A 20272-nucleotide genomic window follows, 5' to 3' on the forward strand; every position below is an offset into this window, starting at 1 on the left:
GGGTCGCAGGGGTGGTCACTGTCGTCGCAGGAAGGACTGCCCGCCGAAGTCTTCGTCGTCGGCCGCCGGCGCGGCCCGCAGGTGCTGCCCGACCTGCTCGACGATCGCCCGCCCGGCGGCCGAGTCCTCGCCCATCGTCTCGGCGATGACTTCCTGCGAGCGCTGGGCCGCCTGCCCGCGGGCCTGCCGCACCAGGGAGAGGACCGCCTGGGCGACGACGTCCGGCGCGGTCCGCTGGATGCGGTCGGTCAACCGGAGCCCGACCAGCGTGCCGGTGGAGTCGACGGTCACCTCGGCCAGCCCGCCGGGGTCGGCGGCACTGATCCGGACCTGCTGCAGCCGGTCGCTCATGACCTGGGTGTCGGCGGCCAGCTTGTCGATCCGGCCTTTCCACGCCGCGAGGCGCTCGCGCGCGGCGTCCGGGTCGAAAACACGTTCGCTCACGGATCCCCCGTCCCCTCGGCGCGCCGTCCGACCACCTTAGGCGAAGGGAATTCCGGCTGTCAGCACCAATCGAGATTTGCCGGGTTCCGCGGGTGGGGCAAGCCGGAATCATCCGGCAAAATTACCCACGCGACGGTGATTCGATGGTGCTTCACTAGCCGCATGGTGAAGAAGCTGGCCACCGCCGTGGCTGTCATGAGCATCGCCGCCGTGTCCCTCGCCGCTCCCGCGGACGCGGCGACGAGGTACTACCAGCAGACCGTCAGCGGTGCCACCAAGTCGGAGTGCGAGACGGTCGGCTGGCAGCTCGCGCAGCAGAAGATGGCCGAAGGTTATCTGGTCACGTGGATCGGCTGCGCGTATTCGAACTTCGCCTTCCGCGGCACCGTCAGCTGGTCCGACTGACCCGGTTCACGCTCATCCCGTTCGGGGACGCCGTCGCCCTCGGATAAACCGCCTCCCGTTCCGGGCGTGAACCACTCGCCCGGACGGAAGGATGACGTATGGCCAGGCTCAGCAGGACGGCAACGCGGCTCAGGGCCGCCACGGTGTGCGGGATCGCCGCGATCTCCATGGTCAGCGGAGCGGGCGTCGCGGCCGCGACCGATCCGCGGGACGCGCCGCCCGGGTACGCCGGTCCGTGGCAACTACGACAGGTACGCCGGAGCCATCTACGTCGGCGGCACCGAGGTGCACTGCGCCTACATCTCCGGGTGGGTGAACATCGACGGCATGGTGTACGACGGTGACCTGCCTCCCGGCGGCAAAAGGGTCTGTTCCTGAACGACACACTCGCCTGTGCCGCGGTCGTGCCCGCTGATAGACGACCGGTCGTACACTCGATCCATGGGCAGGACGAGCGACGGCAGAGAGCGCATCCTCGCGGCCGGACGGCGGCTGATGGAGCAGCGGGGCTACTCCGCGCTGGGCGTCGCCGAGATCTGCCAGGCCGCCGGGGCGCCCAAAGGGAGCTTCTACTACTTCTTCGACTCCAAGGAAGCCCTCGCCCTCGCGGTGATCGCCGAGGAATGGGCCGAACAGCGGCGGGCGTGGGCGGCGATCCTCGACGGGCCCGACGCGCCACTGCGCAAACTCCGTGCGCTGTTCGACTCGACCGCCGCCACCCAGCGGTCCGGCCAGTCGAGCTGCGGCACCGTTTCGGGCTGTCTGTTCGGGAACCTGAGCCTCGAACTGAGCAACCAGGCCGAGCCCATCCGGCTGGCCCTGCAGGACATCTTCACCGAACAGGCGGAGATGGTGCGCACGGTCATCGAAGAGGCCGTGGCGCGTGGTGACGCCCTTGTCGCGGACCCGGCCGGTACCGCCCGGGCCGTCGTCGCGCAGCTGGAGGGTCAGGTGCTCTTCGCCAAGCTCTACAACGACACCGGTCATCTCGATGCGCTGTGGACCCATTGCCTGGCGCTCGTCGGCGCCCAAGCCCAGGCCGCCTGACGCGAAAGTGCGGGTGGCGCCGGCCACCCGCACTTCGCTCCTAGATCCTCGAGACGTGGTAGTGGCCGATCAGCCACCGGCCGTCGTCCTGGCGCTCGAAGATGACCGTCAGGTGGAACCGCCACACGGCGCCGTCCGGGCGTGTGAAGTCCGGATCGACGTACGCCGACAGCACGCCGTCGGCCAGCGGGCGCAGCTCGCGGATCTCGTAGCGGACGGTCAGGCCGATCGGCTGTTGCGCGTAGTACTCCTCGACGCCGTTGCGCCCCAGCGAGTACGCCGGGTGCGCGCCCTGGAAGAGGGCGTTCTCGGTGAAGTACGCGGCGACGTCGGCCGGGCGGTGCTCGTCGATGGCCGCCTTCCAGCCGTCGAGCACCCGGGTCGCGATCTCCCGTTCCTCAGTGGCCGGCACTTTGACCACCGTTGACGTTGAGGATCTCCCCGGTGACGAAGGGCGCGTTCTCCAGGTAGAGCACGCCGTTGACGACGTCGCTGATCTCGCCCATCCGGCCGACCGGGTGCAGCCCGCCGCGCTCGGCGTAGGTCTCCGGCGGGTTGAGGGCCGTCTTGTGGATGCCCGGCGCGACGGCGTTGACGCGGATCCCGCGCCCGGCGTACTCGACGGCCAGGGACTTGGTGACCGCCTGCAGACCGCCCTTGGTCAGCATCGCCACGGACGCGGGCACCGCCGAGAGCGGGTGCTCGACGAGGCTGGTGGTGATCTGCACGATGTGCCCGCCGCCCTGGGCGAGCATGGGCGGCACGACCTGCTGGGTCAGGTGGAACCAGCCGGCCAGGTTCACCTCGACGAAGCGGGTGAAGTCGGCGAAGGTGAAGTCGGTGAACGGCTTCGCGTCGAACACGCCGGCGTTGTTGACCAGGGTGTCGACCCGCCCGAACCGGTCGATCGCCGTGTCCACGACCCGCCGGGCCGTGGCCGGGTCGGTGATGTCCCCGGGTACCGCCACGACTCCGGCGTCGTTCGCCTCGCGCACCGAGCGGGCCGTGGCCACGACCGTCCAGCCCTGCTTGCGGTAGCCCGCCACGATCGCCGCGCCGAATCCCTGCGAAGCCCCGGTGACCACGGCCACCTTCTGCGCACTGCTCATGATCCATCCTCAGTAGTAGACCGGTTGTCTACCTACGACGCTAACCACCCGCGGACCCCACGGCCACGAGACGGAAGCTCCCACCTGGGAGGAATCACCTATGGGAGCGCGCGTACGGATCGGTGGACGGCAACCACACGCTGCCGTCGTCGGGCAGCCCGTCGACGTCGGCGGTCAGGGCCTCGACGACCGCCCGCACGGCGGCGCGGTCGTCGGCGCGGCGGGTGACCAGCGACCAGGTCCAGTAGGGCGCGGGGTCGGCGATCGGCCGGGCCACCAGTCCCGCCGGCAGCGGCGTGGCCTGCCCTTTCGGGGAGTTCACCACCGGCCGGTCCGCCCGCCGCACGTGCTCGAAGAACGCCGGCCCGGTGATCCCGTTGTCGTCGGTCCGCACGACGGTCGCGCCGGTGTCCCGGCTGAACTGGCCGGCGTAGAGGTTCCACGACGCCCAGCTGACGGTGTCGGAGTCGACGAGGACCGCGGTGTCGGCCGCGGCGACCGGCGACGTGTCGGTGCCGGGCGACACGGCGTAGAGGCGGTCGGCGCCGAGGAAGCGGGCGTCGAGGCCCTGTGCGGCCAGGTCGGGCGTCTGCACCCAGCAGACGGCGACGTCGATGCTGCCGTCGGCCACCCGGCCGGCCTGGGCGTGCGACGGCATCACCCAGGCGTCCACCTGCAGGCTCGCGACGCCGGCCGTGCGCTCCGCGAGGTCGGCGGGCAGCCAGTTGACGTACCCCAGCCGGACGGTTTCGGTGCCGCGGAGCCGCCCCGCGTGCTGCCGCAGCTCGTCGGCCCCGTGCAGCAGCTCGCGGGCCCCCGGCAGCAGTGACCGCCCGGCCTCGGTCAGCTCCATCTGGCGGCGGTCGCGGTCGAACAGGCGCACCCCGAGGTCCCGTTCGAGGGCTTTGATCTGCTGCGACAGCGACGGCCCGGCGATGTGCAGCCGCTCCGCCGCCCGGCCGAAGTTCATCTCTTCGGCGAGGATGACGAAGTAGCGCAGCTGACGCAGTTCCACGCCGTCATCCTAGGTCCGGCCACAAAGGACGCTACCGCGGTCGCCGCAGCACCCCGGCCAGCACCACCATGGCCGCGCAGCCGACGGCCACGACCCCCATCGCGGTGGCCGGCAGCAGCCCGCCGACCAGCGCGACGCCCACCGCGCCGCCGGTCTGGCGCACGGCGTTGAGCACCCCCGCGGCGAGTCCCGCCTGGCCGGGCAGGGCGGCCATGGCCACCGACGTCATCGCGGGCATGGCGAGCGAGCAGCACCCGAAGACCGCCGAGCAGGCGATCAGCGGTACCGGAGACGGGCCGGAGGGCAGCAACGCCAAGCCCGCCGCCCCGGCCAGCGCCAGCAGGCCGCCGGCCACGATCGGCCCGCGCGCCCCGAACCGGTGCGTGAGCCGGCCGCTGAAGAACGCGTTGACGCCCACCACGAGCGTGAGCGGCACGAGCAGCAGCCCGGCGGCGAGCGCGTCCAGCCGCCAGACCCTCTGCAGGAACAAGGCGAGGCAGAACAGCGTGCCGTAGAGGCAGAAGTTGAACAGGCCGCCGATGACCGTCGCGACGGCGAAGTCCCGGACCTTCAGCACCCCGAGCGGCAGCACCGGCGCGAGGACCGTGCGCTCGGCCGCCGCGAACGCCAGGCCGGCGGCGACCCCGGCGCCGAGGAGCCCCAGCGCGGCCGGGTCGGTCCAGCCCGCGTGCCCGGCTTCGATGAGCCCGGCGACGACGCACGCCAGCGCGGCCGTGCCGAGGACCTGCCCGGCGACGTCGAGCCGCGTGCGGGTGTGGGGCGTGGTTTCGGCGACGCACCGGCGTGTCAGCACCAAGGTGACCAGCCCGACGGGCACGTTCACCGCGAACACCAGCCGCCAGTCGGCCAGGCCGACGGCGAGGCCGCCCAGCACCGGCCCGGCGGCGAGCCCGGCTCCGCTCATGCCGCCCCACACCCCCAGCGCCCGCGCCCGGTCCCCCGCGTCGGGGAACCGGTGCACGATCAGGGCGAGCGACGACGGCAGCAACGCGGCCGCCCCGAGCCCCTGCACCGCCCGCGCGGCGACCAGCCACGGCAGCGAACCCGCCACGGCACAGGCGAGGGAGGCCAGCACGAACACCGCCGTCCCGGCCTCGAAGACGCGCCGCGCACCCCACCGGTCCCCGGCCGCACCCCAGGTGAGCAGGAAGGCGGCCAGCGCGACCGTGTAGGAGTCGACGACCCACTGCAGGGCCGCGGTCGACGGTTCGGCGAACTCGGCGCCGATGGCGGGCAGCGCGAGGTTCACGATGGTCGCGTCGAGGGTGATCATCAGGAATCCGAGGCACACCGCAGTGAGCGCGAGCCGGGCCGGAGCCCGCCGGTCGATCGGGGCGATCATGGTTTCGAGTGAAACGCGGGCACGCTCGGGCGTCCACAACCTGTTGCCTTCCAGCTGGGAGGTGCGGCCTCCCAGTGCTGTTCCCGCCGCTGCGGCCGGGAAAGTTTCACCGGGAAATGTAGCTTTCACGGAAATCGCGCGGGATCCGAAATCGATCGTTGAGCCGGATATTCCTTCGTGTTAGCGTTCACATCCCTGCCGCACTCCGGCTCGCCGTCCACGCCGATGGGGGTTCCGTTGTCGCCAGCACGCCCCGCCACCTCCCTGCGCCGCCTCAGTCCTTTGTGGACGATCTGCGCGCTGATCGCCGCCTGCTTGTCCCTCGTGGCAACGGGGAACGCCGCCGCCGCGCCGGCTCCCATCACCAAGCCGCCGATGGGCTGGAATTCCTGGAACTCCTTCGCCGGGGCGATCGACCACACCGTCATCGAACAGCAGGCGGACGCGCTCGTGTCCTCCGGCATGAAGGACGCCGGCTACGAATACGTCAACATCGACGACGGCTGGTGGACCGGCAGCCGCGACGCGAGCGGCAACATCACCGTCGACACCGCGAAGTGGCCGGGCGGGATGTCCGCCATCACCGCCTACATCCACAGCAAGGGCCTGAAGGCGGGCATCTACACCGACGCCGGCCGCAACGGCTGCGGCTACTACTACCCGACCGGGCACCCCGCCTACCCCGGCACCGGCGCCGAAGGCCACTACGACCAGGACTTCCTGCAGTTCTCCCGCTGGGGCTTCGACTACGTGAAGGTCGACTGGTGCGGCGGCAACGCCGAAGGGCTCAACGCACGCACCGCCTACACCCAGATCAGCGACTCCATTTCACGCGCCACCGCCCAGACCGGCCGCCCGATGACGTTCTCCGTCTGCGAATGGGGCGGCAACCAGCCGTGGAACTGGGCGCCGGGCATCGCCAACCTGTGGCGGACCAGCGGCGACATCATCTACTGGGGCGAGCGGCCGTCGATGTCGCGGATGCTGGCCAACTTCGACGCCGCGCAGCACCCCAGCGCGCAGAGTCCCGGCCACTACAACGATCCCGACATGCTCATCGCCGGCCTGCCCGGCTTCTCCGACGCGCAGAACCGCACCCACCTGAGCCTGTGGGCGATCTCCGGCGCGCCGCTGATCGCGGGCAACAAGCCCAGCGACATGAGCGCCGCCACCCGCGCCACGCTGACCAACCGCGAAATGATCGCCATCGACCAGGACCCGCTCGGGCGGCAGGGCACCAAGGTCGCCGAGGACGCCGGCGGCCTGCAGGTGTACCAGAAGGTGCTGTCCGGCACCGGTCGCCGGGCCGTCGTCCTGCTCAACCGCACCGGCTCGGCCGCCACCATCACCGCCCGGTGGTCCGCGCTCGGCCTGTCGGGCTCGGCCGTCGTCCGCGACGTCTGGGCCGGCGCCGACCGCGGCACCTTCACCTCGAGCTACGCCACCTCGGTCCCGGCCGGGGAGGCGGTGCTGCTCACCGTCACCGGCACCGACGGCACTCCCCCGGCCGGCGGCGGCCCGATCACCGGAAAGCAGTCCGGCCGCTGCCTCGACGTGCCGAACGCGACCACCGCGAACGGCACCCAGCTGCAGCTGCAGGACTGCCAGGGCGGCCCGGGCCAGACCTGGACCCGGACCGCGAGCCGCCAGCTCACCGTCTACGGCACCAAGTGCCTCGACGCGTCCGGCCAGGGCACCGCCAACGGGACGCCCGTGGTCATCTGGGACTGCAACGGCCAGGCCAACCAGCAGTGGACGGTCAACGCGAACGGCACCATCACCGGCGTCCAGTCCAACCTCTGCCTGGACGCCAGCAACCAGGGAACCGCCAACGGCACCAAGGTCCTCCTCTGGGCGTGCAACGGCCAAGCGAACCAGCAGTGGACGGCACCCACGGCGTGACGTCCGAGCGCCGCCACGGGCGACGGCGGCAGGCTCGACGGGTCACCACGAGACCGTGCTCACGAGGATGTCGTGGTGACCGGAGGCCGGGAAGTGGCCGTCGTTGGCGAAACCCGGGTTGGGCTGCGGCGACTGCGGGTGACCGAGGATGTGGTCGAGGTCGTCGGAGACGCCGACCCAGTCGCGCAGCAGGTACGGCAGCAGCGGGTTGCCGGTGGGCGCGTTCAGCTCACCGACGGGCACGTTGAGGTCTCCGGCGATGAGGCCGAGGTTGTTCTGCCCCGGGCCGACGAGCACCTGGTACACCTGCGAGTTCTGCAGGAAGAGGAAGGCGTCGGGGTTGGCCCCGCGCGAAAGCCGCCCGCCGAGCACCTGGCCGGGCCCCAGCGGCACGTGCCAGGTCAGGAACGGCATCGCCACCCCGCCCGCCGAGAGGCTCGCGATGGCGGGCATCCGCATGGCCGCCAGCTCGTTGCGGGCGATCCCCCGCGCGGCCAAGCTCAGGCTGGCGTTGATCCAGGCGTTCGCCGGTGGGAGCACGGGGACGCGCAGCCGAGCCTCGAGTACGGGCAGGTGCTGTGCCGGCTCTACGGCGCGCGCCCCGACCAGCTGGGCCTAACGCGCCCGGTGATCCCGGTGCCCCGTGCTCCCACCGACGTCCCGGTTTCGCCGGCGGCGGTGTCGGAGTCGGTCGAGCTGGTGCTGGAGGTGGAGGGCCCGGTCGGCGGGCCGCTCACCCTCGCGCAACTCGACCAGGCGGTGCGGTACTACGCCACCGAGTACGCGCGCTTCCCGCCGGACCGGCTGACCGCCGAGGTGCGTCGCTGCCGCAGCGCGGTCAACTCGATGCTCGGCCACGCCCCGCCGGCCGGCCGACGCGGCGAACTGCGCGTGCTGGGCGGCTGGCTGTCGGCGTTGCTGGGCAACCTCGCGCACCACCGCGGCGAGCACACCGTCGCGGACATCCACCTGCGTACGGCGGTCGGGCTGGCCACGGACGCCGGCCACCCGCGGCTGCGCGCGTGGGCCCTGTGGGCGCGCAGCATGGTGGCCCGGCGCCAGGGAAACGCGGCCACGGCGCTCGTACTGGCCCGCGCGGGAAGCATCTCGGCCCAGGGGCCGCTGCAGCAGGCGCAGGGGCTGGCGTGGGCGGAGCTGCCGTCGCTGGTCGCGCTGGGCCACGACCCGTCCCCCGCGATCGCGGCGGCGCAGCGCGCCATGGACGCCGCGCCCGCCGAAGAGCCGGGCCGCTTCGGCTTCGACCGCGCGGAGTTCCACCTGCACCTGGCGGAGGCCCTGCTCGCGGCCGGCCGCCCGGCGGCCGCGCTGTCCCACGCGACGACGTCCCGCGACCGCAAGCCGCCGGGCAGCCCCGGCTGGGTGGCGGCCACACTGGCGCTGGCGCTGGCCGAGGTCCGTCGCGGCGAACTCGAGCACGCGACCGGGCTGGCCGCGCTGGTGCTGGACACCGTGCCACCCGGCCGATTCCGCGATACGTCCCGTCAGCGGTTGACGCGGTGCGTCGCGGAGCTGAACCACCACGATCCGGCGAGAACCGCGCAGGTCCTCGGCGATCGCCTCGGGTGGCTCTGACGTCGCACGGGGCTTGCGCCGTCCCGGGGACCACCGGGTAGGGTGCGGGGAGAATTTCCGTATGGCGTACTAAAATGGAGGCAGCAGTGGTGGCAGGATCGTTCCGGGTGGGACTGCGGGTCGGCGACGTGGATGCCGCCGCCCGGTTCTACCGCGGGTTCGGGTTCGATGAGGTCGGCAGCGTGCCGGACCCCGACGGCCGTCCGGTGATGACGATCCTCCAGCGCGGCGACGTCCAGCTGATCGTCGACGCCCTGGTGGGCATGCCCTTTCCCGACAGCGAGCGGGAACGGCGAACCCAAGCCGGCCCCCGGGGGCTCGGCGTGGCGATCGGCCTGGGGGTGGACGACCTCGCCGCACACTACGAGTACTGCCGCGGCGCCGGGTGCACGATCACCTCGGAGCCGGCGGACGAAGCGTGGGGTGACCGCGTGTTCGAGTGCCTCGACCCGTTCGGCTACCAGTGGGAGTTCTCCCAGCCCCTCAAGGACTGGCAACCCACCGACGGCCTGCAAGCCGCACGGGACAACTGGTTCGGCGCGCAGTGACCACCCCGGAGGTGCGGGCCAGCCCCGTCGGCTGGGTGGCCAGGCAAGCCCGGGTGTACGAAGAATCCGGCGGCATCAAGGGAACCACGATCAGCGGCGCACCGTGCCTGCTCCTGGACTACCGGGGACGGCGCAGCGGCCGGTGGCACCGGACCGTGCTGATCTACCGCGCCCACGGCGATTCGTTTTTGGTCGTCGCGTCCAACGGCGGCGCCGACCACCATCCGCTGTGGTACCTCAGCATCCGGGAGAACCCTGACGTGCGGGTGCGCGTAGGCACCCATCGGTTCTCCGCCCGCGCCCGCACTCTCTCCCGCGAGGAGAAATTGGACGTGTGGGCCGGTCTGGTGGAGGTGTTCGCACCATACGCGACCTATCAGCGCAAGACCTCCCGCGACATCCCCGTGGTGCGGCTGCGAGCGATCGCATAGCCCTTCGACACGCCGATGAGCGACGCCCTGCTGCGGGATAGTGACATCTGCACGAGCAGTGGTCCCGGTGATACCGAGTACATCGTCTGAGTGAAACCCGCCTGAGCCGGAAAGGCAGCACGTGGTCTCGATGTCGAGCGCGCCGTGGACGGTCGTCCTGGGGTATTCGCACCCGCTGGCGTTCGCCCTGGCCGTCCGCGACGCGCTCGACATCCCGTGCGCGCTGGAAGTCCCGCCCGCGGTCCGGCGCCCGACGCTGACCACGCCGCCGGGCGTCACCGGCGAGCACGTTCCCGACCTGTGGCGACATTGGTGGGAAACCACTTTGTCGCTCACCCGCGACGACGCGCCATCGATACCGCTTGTCCCGGCCGAGCCACTGGCGCCGATCGTGGAAGACAACCTCCACACGCTGCACCGCTGGAGTTCGGCGCACAAACGTGAAGTGGCGCGGGTGAGCAATCCGTTCCGCAACGCACCGAGAATGCGCGATGCGGTGCACGAGCACGAAAAGCAGTTCGGGATCCGCATCGGCGGCTTCCGGCTCCAGGTGACGGCCCTGCCGGTGGCCGGATCGTTTTTCCACCCCACCACGAACCACCACGTTCTCGTCAGCGTGGATCTGCTGGCCGATCGCGCGCAATACGTCCGCCGGGTCATCGCTCACGTCACGTCGTGATGGTCTGGGGCTGTCAGGACGTCACCGCCACCCCCTCCGGTTCACTGCCCACCGGCACGGTCGCCACGACCGTGTTCGTCGCGATGTCGATCACCGACATCGAGCCCGATGCCGCGTTCGTCACGAACACGTAGCTGGAGTCCGGGGCCGCCGCCACGCCTTCGGGCTCGTCCTGGACCGGGATCGCCAGCGGCGGGTTGCGGCCCAGCAGCGACACCGTGTCCGAACCGGCGTTGGCCACGTACACCTGACCTCGCGGGGTGACCGCCACCCCCATCGGGACCTCGCCGACCGGCTGGGTCGTCATCAGTGTCGGACCGGTGGCGCTGATGGCGTTCACGCTGTTCGCGCCCGTCGCCGCCACGTAGAGGCGGTCGCCCGCCGGGCTGGTGGCGACGCCGGCCGGGAAGCGGCCCACCGGCAGCGTCGCCACCACCTGGTCGGTACCGGTGTCGATCACCGACACGGTGGCCGAGCCGTTGTTGGTCACGTACACCCGGCGCCCGTCCGGGCTCGCGGCCGGGCTGTGCGGGAACCGGCCGACCGGGATCTGCCGCACGACCGTGTTCGTCCCCGTGTCGATCACCGAAACCGTGTCCGCCCCGAAGTTCGTCACATACGCGCGCGAGCCGGCCACGGCGACACCGAACGGGTGCAGCCCCACCGGAACCGTGGCCAGCGTGGAATACGTCCGGGCGTCGATCACCGAAACCGTGTCGGAAAGCTCGTTGGTGACGTAGACCCGCTCGCCGCCGGGCGCGGCGCCCACACCGACCGGCGAGTGGCCGACCCGGACCGTCGCGACCACCTCCTGCATCCGGGTGTCGTAGACGGTGACGTTGTCCGAACCGCTGTTCGCCACGAACACCTGCACCCGCGCCGGGTAGGCGTGCGCGACCGGGCACACCCACGCGGCGGCCAGCAGCAAGGCCGCCAATACCCCGGCGGCGGGCCGGGGCGCGCGCGGAACAGCGCCATTGCCGAATGACATAACCTTCTCCGGTTCAGCAGCCAACCCTGGCCTGGTTCGAAAACGAAGGCTCTTCGGATTTCCTGATCGGACGCCTTCGGGGAAGCCGGTCGGCGAAGCGCTTGTGGCGCGCCGTTTCCCCGGCCGGGAGTCACGCTAACCGACGGTCCGGCGGACCTGCCACCGGAACAAGATCATGATCGCCTTGACGAGTGAACACCACCGTGAATCGCGCTGATTCGGCCCGTAAACCTTTTCAACCCGTCCGGGTGTCACGCAATTTCCGGTGAAGCCGGCCGCGTTTTGCTCCCGTTGTCTCTGCCGTCTTGGCTGTCTTTGTGTGGTGCGGCGATTTGTTGCATCACACTCCAGCTGTATAGGTCGTTATACAGTAGTTGACCCGGAGACCGGGTGGAGGATCGGCTGGACGGCGAACGGCCGGTACCCCGCCACCTCGGGCAGGCCGAAGTGGTCGAACCGGCCGGACCGGAGGTCCCAGCGCACCAGCCGGCTCCGGCCGCCGCGCTCGCCGGTGAACACCAGCGTCGTGGGTGTCTCCCAGAACGGGGCCGCCGGGATCGCCGTGCTGAGGTCGCAGCCTTCGGGTAATGGGTGCTCCTCCGGTTCGCCGCCGTCGAGGAGCCAGACCGACGGCGGCGCGTACTGGAACGCGTACAGCAGCTCGCCGCCCGGGGCGAGCTCGTACTGCCGGTCGGACGGCAGCGGGGTGCGGACGCCGGCCGGGTCGTGCCGGAAGACGCCGCCGGTGCCGCGTTCCAGCGCCGCGCCCGAGAGCGGGTCGATTTGCCAGAGGTCGGCCGCCACCGGCTCGGGGTCGGCGCCCGGGAGCCAGCGGAAGGTCCGGCTGCCGGTGTGGAAGCCGTCGGCGTAGAACAGCGCGCCGTCGATGACGGCCAGCGCGCGGCGGGTCAGCTCGTCGGTCCGGGGCAGGCTCACGACCTCGCCGGTGGTGGTGTCCAGCAGGTGCGGCCGGTCCCACGAGTGGCGGCCGACGTGGTGTTCGACTCCGGCCAGGAATCGTCCGTCGGCGCTGCGGACCGGGTTGGTCCCGAGGTCGGCGGGCAGCCGCTCGCTCGTGCCGTCCCACCGCACCAGCGTTCCGGGGCCGCCGGAGGTGGCCACCACGATCCCGGCCGGTGTCTCGTGCGCGCGGTAGCGGTGCTGATCGGGGACGCGGCCGAGCACGACCGGTTCGCCTTCTCGCCACACGATGACCTCGCCGTTGCCGCCGATGACCCCGGCCCGCGGGGGCGCCCCCGGGATCGTGGCCGGGTTTTCCGGCCGCGTCGGCACCGCCGGGACGAGCACCGACACCGGCTCCGGCCGCCGCCGCGGCAGCGCCGCGATGCCCGCACCGGCGCGCCGCACCAGATGGTCCGACACGGCGAAGTCGAGCAATCCGGGAACGTCGTCCGGGGCGATGAGCAGCCGCTCGGCGAGGTCGTCGACCGGGGCGGGGTCGCCCCACGCGGCGACGCTGGCGAGGTCGGCCGCGGCCCAGGTGTAGCGGGCACTGGCGGCCGTCCGCGCGACCTGCGCGGCCAGGCCTTCGGGCAAGGTGACGCGCTCCGCCGCGAGCGGCGGGTGGTCGGCGAGCCGGTACCCGTCGCCATCGGTGAGGAGCACGCCGGCCGCGACCAAGAGCGCGACCGCGTCCCGCTGGGACACCGGTGGTTCGAGGCCGAGCTGCGCGCAGATCGCCGCGTCGGGCGGATCCCCTTGCAGGGGCTCGTCGAGCCAGGAATCCGGCCGGGGCGGGCCGTACCCGGCGGCGGTCCACCCGGCCGACATCACCGGGTAGCCGAGCACTTGCTGCCATCCCGGATCGGCCGGGAAGAGAGCCGGCCGGGTCCGCCGGAGCCAGCGGGGCAAGCCGGGACCGGCGGCGGGCCAGAACTGGACCAGCCAGACGTCGCCCTCCTCCCCCGCCGCGGCCGCGCGGCGAGCGACCCGCACCCGGAACAGGCCACGGCGGCCGAGTTCGAGCGTTTCGTCGTGCTCGCCGCCGGTCAGGAACCCGAGCGAGACCCGCCCGCTGCGGCTGTGGAACGGCGACTCGACGACGTCCTCCCAGTCCTCGAGCACGAGGGAGGGCGGTGCGTCGTGGGCCTCGAGCCGCACCGATTGGAACGGGTCGCCGGCATGACCGTGCACCCACCCGTCCCCCGCCGTCGCGACGGTGCCGGACAGCGCTTCGGTCGCCAGCTCGCCGAGCAGCTCGTTCGCCAGCGGCTCCAGCCCGTCGGCGGCGTAGCGGTCGCGGACCACCAAGGTCCCGTACTCGGGCAGGTACTCGTCGTCTTCCAGGATCCCCAGCAACGTCACGCCACGACCGTAGCGAGCATCCCGGTCCGTGGTGGCGCCGGCGGGCGCCACCACGGAATCCGGTCAGCTCGCGAGACTGGCCTGCAGCGTCACCTCGGGCACGCCGGCCAGCGCGCGGCTGACCGGGCAGTTCGCCTTGGCCTGCTCGGCGTACTCCTGGAACTGCTGCTCGTCGATGCCGTTGACGCGGCCCTGCGTGGTGAGCTCGATCTTGAGGATCGTCGGCGCGCCGTCGACCGGGCGGAGGGTCACCGCCGCGTCCGTTTCGATCGACTCGGCCGGGAACCCGGCCCCGGCCAGCGTGCTGGCGAGCGCCATCGAGAAGCAGGACGCGTGCGCCGCGGCGATGAGCTGCTCGGGGTTCGAGCCGGGGCCGTCCTCGAAGCGGGACTTGTAGGTGACTCCGCCGCTGATGCTGCCGTCGCCCGCGCTGAACTGCCCGGACCCGGTGGGAATGTCGCCGTTCCAGTTCGCGTGGGCCTTCGAGACCGGCATGCGTCCTCCAGAGATCGTGATCGGTGTCGGTGCCGAGTCAATCAGCATCGCGCGGCGCGCGCCAAAACGAAGGCCGGAGTAGCGCATTCACTGCACACCACCCGATCCCGGACGGACGCGGCTGCCACTGCGGTGATCACCCCCGCCCGGCGGATCCTGCCGAAATGGCGCCTCCGCCGTTCAGGTGAACCCGCTCCGCTCGCGCGGCTCGGCATGACACTGGGACTCACGGCGGCAGCCGTCACGGCGACCGCCGGGGTGGCTTCGGCCGCCCCGCCCGGCTTCACCGTGAACTTGAACCACAGCTCCGGGGTGCCGGCGACCGCGGTCAGCGGGAAGCTGGCCTGGTCGACCTCGCTCAAGACGGTCACGGTCACCGGCATGACCCTGTTCATCCGAGCCGGTGAATGCGCCGACCTGACCGTGGCCGGCTTCCAGGGCTCGACGCGGGTGACCGACACCGCGCTCGTCCAGGACTGCGCGGACGTCGGCGTCAACGAGACGTGGCCGTTCGAGCCGTTCGGCCTGACCTCCTCGGTCCCGGGCTGGGTCGAGCACGTGATCGTCCGCCTGACCGACCGGAATCGCCAGATCGGCCACTACGCCAACTGCTACCGGACCGCTTCCACCTGCGCGATGGGCTAGCAGCCACCACCCTCACCGCCGGGACGGGGCGAGCGCTGCGGCCACCTCGGCGGGTGTCGGCCCGCCCGCGCGGGCTCCGGGTGCGGACACCGACAGCGCAGCTGCGATGTTCGCCGTACGGACCGCCCGGTCGAGCGGGTCGCCTGCCGCGAGGCGGGCGACCAGTACCCCGTTGAACGTGTCGCCGGCGCCGGTCGTGTCGACCACCGTTGCCGGGTGCGGCGGGATGTCGACCGGGGGCGAACCCGGGTGCACGTACCGGACTCCCTCGCCGCGGTTCGGGGTGAGGATCGGCCCGTGCCGCAGCAGTTCGGCGACGACCGGGACGACCGGGGCCGGGTTGAGCACGCAGCTCACCCCGGCCCCGCGAGGCCGAGGCGCACCTGATCGGGCACGGCCACACGCGGATCGCCTGCCTCAGCGGCCCGGACGTCTCGACCTCCCGCGACCGCGTCGTCGGGTACGAGCGGGCGCTGGCCGAAGCCGCGCTCACCGCCCTGCCGGTGCTGCGCCGCCCGTTCGGCGGCCGGGCCGGGTACGAGGCGCTCGAAACCCTGCTGGCCGGGCCGAACCCGCCGACCGCGTTGTTCGTCACCAGCGACCTCGCCGCGCTCGGCTTGCTGCGGGCTGCCACCGACCGCGGCCTGCGGGTGCCGGACGATCTCGCGGTCGCCTCGTTCGACGGGATCGAGTACGCGGCCTACACCAGTCCCGGCCTCACCACGGCCGAGCAGCCGATCTTCGAGATGGGCAAGCTGGCGGCCGAGCTGCTCGTGGGTGCTCTCGGCGACGAACCGCGGCCGAGCGGGCTGCGGACCCTGCCGACCCGGCTCACGGTCCGCGGTTCGTGCGGGTGCGCGGATTCGTTCGTCCGGTCCTCGAACACCCTGCTGGACCGCGGCGACCGTCGTGAGTGAGAAACAGCGTTAGAACACTGTTTCTCACTCACGACCTCGTGAGCGGGAGTTCCTGATTTTGCGGTGTCCGCATGCGGCCAATGGCCGGTTCAGCTCATGCGCGGGCCCGAAAATCGCTCATATGCTCTGCCTCGTCGAGCCGCCTTCCCGGGGTCGCGGCCGGCACAATCTTCCATTCGACGAGGGGTTCTCCCATGTTCGGAACCAGAATGCGCGCCGCTTTGCTGGCGTTCTTCGTGCTGCTGAGCGGCCTCACCACCACGGCACTGACCGCGGCTCCGGCCTCCGCCGCCGCGGCGTGCGCCGGCGGGGTCTCGGTCTACGGCGTGCTGCCCGACGGACGGCTCACCTACACCGTGATCGACCCGGACAACGGCAACATCACGCACGTCGTCGTCTCCTCCAAGTCGCTCGGGTTCACGCCGAAGGCGTTGGCCACCCTCAACTTCAACACGCTGCTGGTGACCTCGCCGGCCGGTGTCCTCTACCGCGTCGACATCCTCACCAACAGCGGCAGCCTCACCTTCAACGACCCGATCGACGTCCAGCACGGCTGGACCCACAACCTCCTGGCCTACGACGGCCACGGTCACCTCTACGGCACGACCTCCGGCGGTTCGCTGCTGCAGTACCTCGTTTCGCGGGACAAGCCCGGCACCGCCCAGATCGGGCAGCGCCGGGAAATCGGCAGCGGCGGGTTCGCGCTCAAAACGCTTTCCGCGTCCGGCGACGACCGGCTCATCGCGACCGCGTCCGACGGCCAGCTGATCAGCTACACCGTTTCCCAGACCGGCACGACCTACACCCGCGCCCAGCTCGACGACGCCGGCTGGCAGAGCTTCGAAAACCTCGTCTCCCCCGGCGGCGGCCTGTACTACGGCAAGAACCCCGACGGCGCCATGTACTGGTACGAGGACGACGACCCGGCCGACGGCTCCGGCACCGACATCGCCTACCACCTGAACGACCCGGTCGCCTCGCGCGGCTGGACACAGTACCTGCTTTCGGCCGACCCCGCCGGCTGCACCAGCAGCACCCCGGTCAAGCCGCTGCGCTCGAAGATCGCCACCCTCGCCACCGGCGAGGTCGGCACCACCGAGACCAGCTGCGACAAGTACAACGACGCCTGCGACCGCGGCGCGCTCGACTGGTGCGCGATGTTCGCGACCTGGACCTGGTCCACGGCCGGTGTCTCCGGCGTGCCCCGTGGCACCTTCATCGCCCGCGCCCTCGGCGAGTGGGGTGTCGACCACGGCCTGTTCAAGTCCCGGACCGGCAGCTCGCACGGCAGCCCGAAGATCGGCGACTGGGTCATCTACGGCCCGCCGGACGGCACCACCGGCGGTCACGTCGACGTGATCACCGCGGTGCACCCCGACGGCACCCTCACCGTCGTCGGCGGCAACGTCAGCAACAAGGTCACGCGGCGGGTCATCGACCCCGACACCGCCCGGTCCGGCGCGGACGACGTGCTGATCTCCGGCTACGTCTCCCCGCCCGGCGCCTGAGGCGTCCCCCTTTCCCGGCGGTGCCGCGGCACCGGTCGCGGCACCGCCACTCAACCCCTGGAGTTTCCCTTGCGCACCACCACCAGAGCGATCGCCGCGGGCCTCGCCGCACTGTCCGTCCTGGCCGCCGGCGCCACCGCCGCGAGCGCCACCACCGAGTCCGACGCCGTGGCCGCCCGCGTCCAGCAGCTGGCCGCCTACACGACCGCACCCTGCGTCACCGGCGGCCCGACCGCGGCGGACACCGCCGCGGCCACCCGCCTCAACAGCGTCCTCACCGGCGCGTTGAAGGGCTACCTGACGCCGTACCGCGTTTCCTGCGCCCGCGCGGTCATCGACGCGGTGCAGGCGCGCGGGCTCGACGAGCGGGCCGCGGTCATCGCGATCACCACCACCATCGTCGAATCCACGATCGAGAACATCAGCGAACGGGTCGACCACACCAGTCTCGGCCTGTTCCAGCAGCTCGACTCGTGGGGAACCGAATCGCAGCGGCTCGACCCGGCTTGGGCCACCGGCGCGTTCCTGAACGTGATGCAGGACTTCTACCCCGACGGCAGCTGGCGCACCGCCCCGATCGGCGACGTCTGCCAGCGGGTCCAGCGCTCCGCCTTCCCGGAGCGCTACCAGCCGCAGGCCGCGGACGCGCAGCGGATCGTCGACGAGCTGAGCGGCCCGTCCTCGGCCACCGTGTCGGTCTACGGCGCGCTGTCCGACGGGCGCCTGACCTACAGCACCATCAACTCGCAGACCGGCGACCGCACCAAGACCCTCGTGTCCTCCGACAACCTCGGGTTCACGCCCAAGGCGCTGGCCACGCTGAACTTCAACACCGTGCTCGCGACCTCGCCCGCCGGCGTGCTCTACCGCGTCGACGTCATCACGAACAACAACTCGCTGCAGTTGGGCACGCCCGTCGCGCTCGGCAGCGGCTGGACCCACGACATGCTGACCTACGACGGCCACGGCCACCTCTACGGCATCGCCGGCAGCACCCTGATGTCCTATGTGGTCTCCCGGCCCAAGCCGGCGAGCAGCCAGATCGGCCAGCGCGCCGTGATCGGCACCGGGTTCACCATGCGCACCATCGCCGCCACCGGCGACGACTGGCTCATCGGCATCAGCACCACCAGTGTCCTGCGCTCGTACCACATCGCGGCCGACCACACCTGGACCGGCACGACGCTGGCGGACCGCTGGAGCACCTTCGACCAGATCGTCTCCCCCGGCTACGGCCTCTACTACGGTCAGACCCGCGACGGCGCGCTGTACCGCTACCACGACCACAACCCGTTCGACTTCGACGGCTCCGACATCCAGGGGTTCGGCACCGACCCGGTCGACACGAAGGGCTGGACGCAGACGCTGCTGTCGGCCCAGCCGTTCGGCGCCTAGCCGCGGCGAGCGGCGGTTCCGGCGTGGGAGACGAGACGGCCACCCGCTGGTGGGGCGAACCGGGTGGCGGTCCCCGCCCGGACCCGCCGGGGTGGTGGCCGGAACCGGACAACCTGCACTGGGTGGGCAGTCCCGAGGACGACCGGCCGGGCGATCACGCAGGTCCGGAGGCGGCCCGGCCTGCGTGACCGGATCCGGACATTGGCCGGACTTGCTCTCCCGGCGTAAGACATCGCCGCCTAACTTGTCACTCAGCAAAGATCGCTTTTCGCGGGGAGGACGACATGATCAAGCGAGTGCTGGCCGGGCTGGCCGCGGGGATCGCGGCGACGATCGCGTTCGGGGCGCTGGCCGCACCGGAGGCGGCGGCCATCCAGGATCCGAACACCAAGTGCGTCTGGATCTGGACCCAGGGCGGAGGCGCCTGCAAGAAGCTGGACTAGTTCAGCCAGCCCAGCCGGGTGGCCGCGTGCACCGCGGCCACCCGGTTGTCGGCTTGCAGGGCGTCGAGCAGGCCCTGGACGTGGCGGCGCACGGTCCGCTCGCTGACGTCGAGGTGCCGGGCGATGGCCCCGTCGGTCATCCCGGTGGCCAGCAGGTCGAGCACCTTGGCCTGGGTCGGGGTCAGCCCGTGGCGCTGCGGCCCGCCGCCGTCGCCGATCGGCACGGCCTGGCTCCAGACCAGCTCGAACAGCATCCGCAGCGCGGCCACGATGGTCGGGCTGCGCACGAAGACCGCGCCCTCCATCCCGCTCGGGTCGAGCGGCATCAGCGCCGAGTGCTGGTCGGCGATCACCATCTTCATCGGCAGCTCGGGGGCGACCCGCATGGTCCACCCGGCGGCGATGCTGGCCTCGACCACGCCCTTCGCGCCCTCGAACTCCAGCGCGGCGCGCTCGTAGACGTTGCGCAGCCGCACGCCGCGTTCGGTCACCGCGTCGGGCAGGGCCATCACCGTGTTCGCGTCCGGTTTGCGCTTGAAGTGCCGGGTGGTGAAGGTGAGGAACTCCTCCTTCGCCGACAGGCACAGCTCGAGGGACAAGGCCCCGATCCGCTGCGGGTCGGACAGCACCTCGACGGCCGCGTCGCTGCCGCCGCCGTAGGCCGCCCGGTAGACGGTCTGGAGCAGGTCCAGCTGCTGGCGCGCCGCGACGATCTGGCGCTGTTGCTCGAGCAGCCGCTGCTGCGCGCCGAGGATCGCGTGGTCGACGGCCCGGACGGGTTCCATCGGCGCCAGCACCGGGTCGCCGCGGTAGTCGCGCCGCACGAAGCCGCGGTCGATCAGCTCCTGCATCTCGGGGCTGGTGGCACGCGAGTCGTCCAGCGGCACCGGCCCGGACCGCACCATGGCGTCGTACAGCGCGCCCGCGTCGGCCGACAACAGCCCTTCCAGCATCCCCGCCCCCTCCGGCGTCGTCCCGGCTCAGATTAGTCCATCCGGCCGCCTGCCGAAGCCGGGA

General features: G+C 71.7%; 24 protein-coding genes. 13 read left to right on the forward strand and 11 right to left on the reverse strand.

Going from position 1 to position 20272, the window contains the following annotated elements; all coding sequences use genetic code 11:
- Positions 1-15: 15 nt before the first annotated feature.
- Complete coding sequence (locus tag ACFPLC_RS37175) at positions 16-444, reverse strand: YbaB/EbfC family nucleoid-associated protein (protein WP_378198041.1); 429 nt, start codon at positions 442-444, stop codon at positions 16-18.
- Positions 445-606: 162 nt separating this feature from the next.
- Between ACFPLC_RS37175 and ACFPLC_RS37180 the strand changes: the two genes are divergently transcribed.
- Positions 607-849 carry a hypothetical protein gene (locus ACFPLC_RS37180; RefSeq protein ID WP_378198039.1) on the forward strand — a complete coding sequence of 81 codons (243 nt, stop codon included), beginning with the start codon at positions 607-609 and terminating at the stop codon, positions 847-849.
- Between the two features lie 441 nt (positions 850-1290).
- Positions 1291-1896 carry a TetR/AcrR family transcriptional regulator gene (locus tag ACFPLC_RS37185; protein ID WP_378198037.1) on the forward strand — a complete coding sequence of 202 codons (606 nt, stop codon included), beginning with the start codon at positions 1291-1293 and terminating at the stop codon, positions 1894-1896.
- 40 nt (positions 1897-1936) lie between these two features.
- On the opposite strand, the gene ACFPLC_RS37190 is transcribed toward ACFPLC_RS37185, so the two are convergent.
- From ACFPLC_RS37190 to ACFPLC_RS37205, 4 genes are all read right to left on the reverse strand, one after another.
- Entirely contained in the window at positions 1937-2308 is a 372-nt protein-coding gene (locus ACFPLC_RS37190) for a YybH family protein (RefSeq protein WP_378198035.1), read from the reverse strand.
- Positions 2295-3005, reverse strand: coding sequence for an SDR family NAD(P)-dependent oxidoreductase (locus ACFPLC_RS37195; protein WP_378198033.1), 711 nt, complete (start codon positions 3003-3005; stop codon positions 2295-2297). The genes ACFPLC_RS37190 and ACFPLC_RS37195 overlap by 14 nt, the downstream gene beginning before the upstream one ends.
- Before the next feature lie 94 nt (positions 3006-3099).
- Positions 3100-4020: a LysR family transcriptional regulator gene (locus tag ACFPLC_RS37200; RefSeq protein WP_378236060.1), complete on the reverse strand. Its 921-nt coding sequence runs from the start codon at positions 4018-4020 to the stop codon at positions 3100-3102.
- 31 nt (positions 4021-4051) lie between these two features.
- Positions 4052-5383, reverse strand: coding sequence for an MFS transporter (locus ACFPLC_RS37205; RefSeq protein ID WP_378198029.1), 1332 nt, complete (start codon positions 5381-5383; stop codon positions 4052-4054).
- A gap of 237 nt (positions 5384-5620) precedes the next feature.
- On the opposite strand from ACFPLC_RS37205, the gene ACFPLC_RS37210 reads away from it, so the two are divergent.
- Positions 5621-7285, forward strand: coding sequence for a glycoside hydrolase family 27 protein (locus ACFPLC_RS37210; protein WP_378236061.1), 1665 nt, complete (start codon positions 5621-5623; stop codon positions 7283-7285).
- Positions 7286-7327: 42 nt separating this feature from the next.
- Here ACFPLC_RS37210 and ACFPLC_RS37215 read toward each other — a convergent pair whose 3' ends face one another.
- Positions 7328-7825, reverse strand: a complete 498-nt coding sequence (locus tag ACFPLC_RS37215; RefSeq protein ID WP_378198025.1) for a hypothetical protein — start codon at positions 7823-7825, stop codon at positions 7328-7330.
- A gap of 33 nt (positions 7826-7858) precedes the next feature.
- Here ACFPLC_RS37215 and ACFPLC_RS37220 point away from each other — a divergent pair, with 33 nt between their 5' ends.
- The 4 genes from ACFPLC_RS37220 to ACFPLC_RS37235 all read left to right on the forward strand — a co-directional run bounded on the left by ACFPLC_RS37220 (position 7859) and on the right by ACFPLC_RS37235 (position 10536).
- Positions 7859-8878, forward strand: a complete 1020-nt coding sequence (locus ACFPLC_RS37220) for a hypothetical protein (RefSeq protein ID WP_378236062.1) — start codon at positions 7859-7861, stop codon at positions 8876-8878.
- Positions 8879-8964: 86 nt separating this feature from the next.
- A complete protein-coding gene (locus ACFPLC_RS37225; protein ID WP_378236063.1) occupies positions 8965-9426 on the forward strand; it encodes a VOC family protein in 462 nt (153 codons plus the stop codon).
- Entirely contained in the window at positions 9423-9857 is a 435-nt protein-coding gene (locus ACFPLC_RS37230) for a nitroreductase family deazaflavin-dependent oxidoreductase (protein WP_378198019.1), read from the forward strand. Before ACFPLC_RS37225 ends, ACFPLC_RS37230 begins: the two co-directional genes overlap by 4 nt.
- Before the next feature lie 130 nt (positions 9858-9987).
- Positions 9988-10536 carry a hypothetical protein gene (locus ACFPLC_RS37235; RefSeq protein ID WP_378198017.1) on the forward strand — a complete coding sequence of 183 codons (549 nt, stop codon included), beginning with the start codon at positions 9988-9990 and terminating at the stop codon, positions 10534-10536.
- A gap of 13 nt (positions 10537-10549) precedes the next feature.
- Here the strand turns inward: ACFPLC_RS37235 and ACFPLC_RS37240 are convergent, their stop codons facing one another.
- The 3 genes from ACFPLC_RS37240 to ACFPLC_RS37250 form a co-directional block, all read right to left on the reverse strand.
- Complete coding sequence (locus tag ACFPLC_RS37240) at positions 10550-11527, reverse strand: YVTN family beta-propeller repeat protein (RefSeq protein WP_378198015.1); 978 nt, start codon at positions 11525-11527, stop codon at positions 10550-10552.
- 363 nt (positions 11528-11890) lie between these two features.
- Complete coding sequence (locus ACFPLC_RS37245) at positions 11891-13852, reverse strand: hypothetical protein (RefSeq protein ID WP_378198013.1); 1962 nt, start codon at positions 13850-13852, stop codon at positions 11891-11893.
- A gap of 63 nt (positions 13853-13915) precedes the next feature.
- Complete coding sequence (locus tag ACFPLC_RS37250) at positions 13916-14347, reverse strand: OsmC family protein (protein ID WP_378198011.1); 432 nt, start codon at positions 14345-14347, stop codon at positions 13916-13918.
- Positions 14348-14479: 132 nt separating this feature from the next.
- On the opposite strand from ACFPLC_RS37250, the gene ACFPLC_RS37255 reads away from it, so the two are divergent.
- Positions 14480-14992 (forward strand): hypothetical protein, encoded by a 513-nt coding sequence (locus ACFPLC_RS37255; RefSeq protein WP_378236064.1) that lies wholly within the window; start codon positions 14480-14482, stop codon positions 14990-14992.
- A gap of 12 nt (positions 14993-15004) precedes the next feature.
- Here ACFPLC_RS37255 and ACFPLC_RS37260 read toward each other — a convergent pair whose 3' ends face one another.
- The gene (locus ACFPLC_RS37260) at positions 15005-15340 is read right to left on the reverse strand and encodes a PfkB family carbohydrate kinase (protein WP_378198007.1); all 336 of its coding nucleotides are present in this window, start codon (positions 15338-15340) and stop codon (positions 15005-15007) included.
- Positions 15341-15378: 38 nt separating this feature from the next.
- Between ACFPLC_RS37260 and ACFPLC_RS37265 the strand changes: the two genes are divergently transcribed.
- From ACFPLC_RS37265 to ACFPLC_RS37285, 5 genes are all read left to right on the forward strand, one after another.
- A complete protein-coding gene (locus ACFPLC_RS37265; protein WP_378236295.1) occupies positions 15379-15909 on the forward strand; it encodes a LacI family DNA-binding transcriptional regulator in 531 nt (176 codons plus the stop codon).
- A 194-nt stretch (positions 15910-16103) separates the two neighbouring features.
- The gene (locus tag ACFPLC_RS37270) at positions 16104-17417 is read left to right on the forward strand and encodes a tachylectin-related carbohydrate-binding protein (protein ID WP_378198006.1); all 1314 of its coding nucleotides are present in this window, start codon (positions 16104-16106) and stop codon (positions 17415-17417) included.
- Between the two features lie 69 nt (positions 17418-17486).
- The gene (locus tag ACFPLC_RS37275) at positions 17487-18812 is read left to right on the forward strand and encodes a tachylectin-related carbohydrate-binding protein (protein WP_378198004.1); all 1326 of its coding nucleotides are present in this window, start codon (positions 17487-17489) and stop codon (positions 18810-18812) included.
- A 23-nt stretch (positions 18813-18835) separates the two neighbouring features.
- Complete coding sequence (locus tag ACFPLC_RS37280) at positions 18836-19000, forward strand: hypothetical protein (RefSeq protein ID WP_378236066.1); 165 nt, start codon at positions 18836-18838, stop codon at positions 18998-19000.
- A gap of 96 nt (positions 19001-19096) precedes the next feature.
- Positions 19097-19255 carry a hypothetical protein gene (locus tag ACFPLC_RS37285; protein ID WP_191306111.1) on the forward strand — a complete coding sequence of 53 codons (159 nt, stop codon included), beginning with the start codon at positions 19097-19099 and terminating at the stop codon, positions 19253-19255.
- Here ACFPLC_RS37285 and ACFPLC_RS37290 read toward each other — a convergent pair.
- Complete coding sequence (locus tag ACFPLC_RS37290) at positions 19252-20208, reverse strand: helix-turn-helix transcriptional regulator (protein WP_191306112.1); 957 nt, start codon at positions 20206-20208, stop codon at positions 19252-19254. The two genes, ACFPLC_RS37285 and ACFPLC_RS37290, sit on opposite strands and share 4 nt — an antisense overlap.
- Between the last annotated feature and the right edge of the window lie 64 nt (positions 20209-20272).

It is taken from the genome of Amycolatopsis plumensis (assembly GCF_042652605.1).
In the GTDB taxonomy this organism is placed as follows: Bacteria; Actinomycetota; Actinomycetes; order Mycobacteriales; family Pseudonocardiaceae; genus Amycolatopsis; species Amycolatopsis plumensis.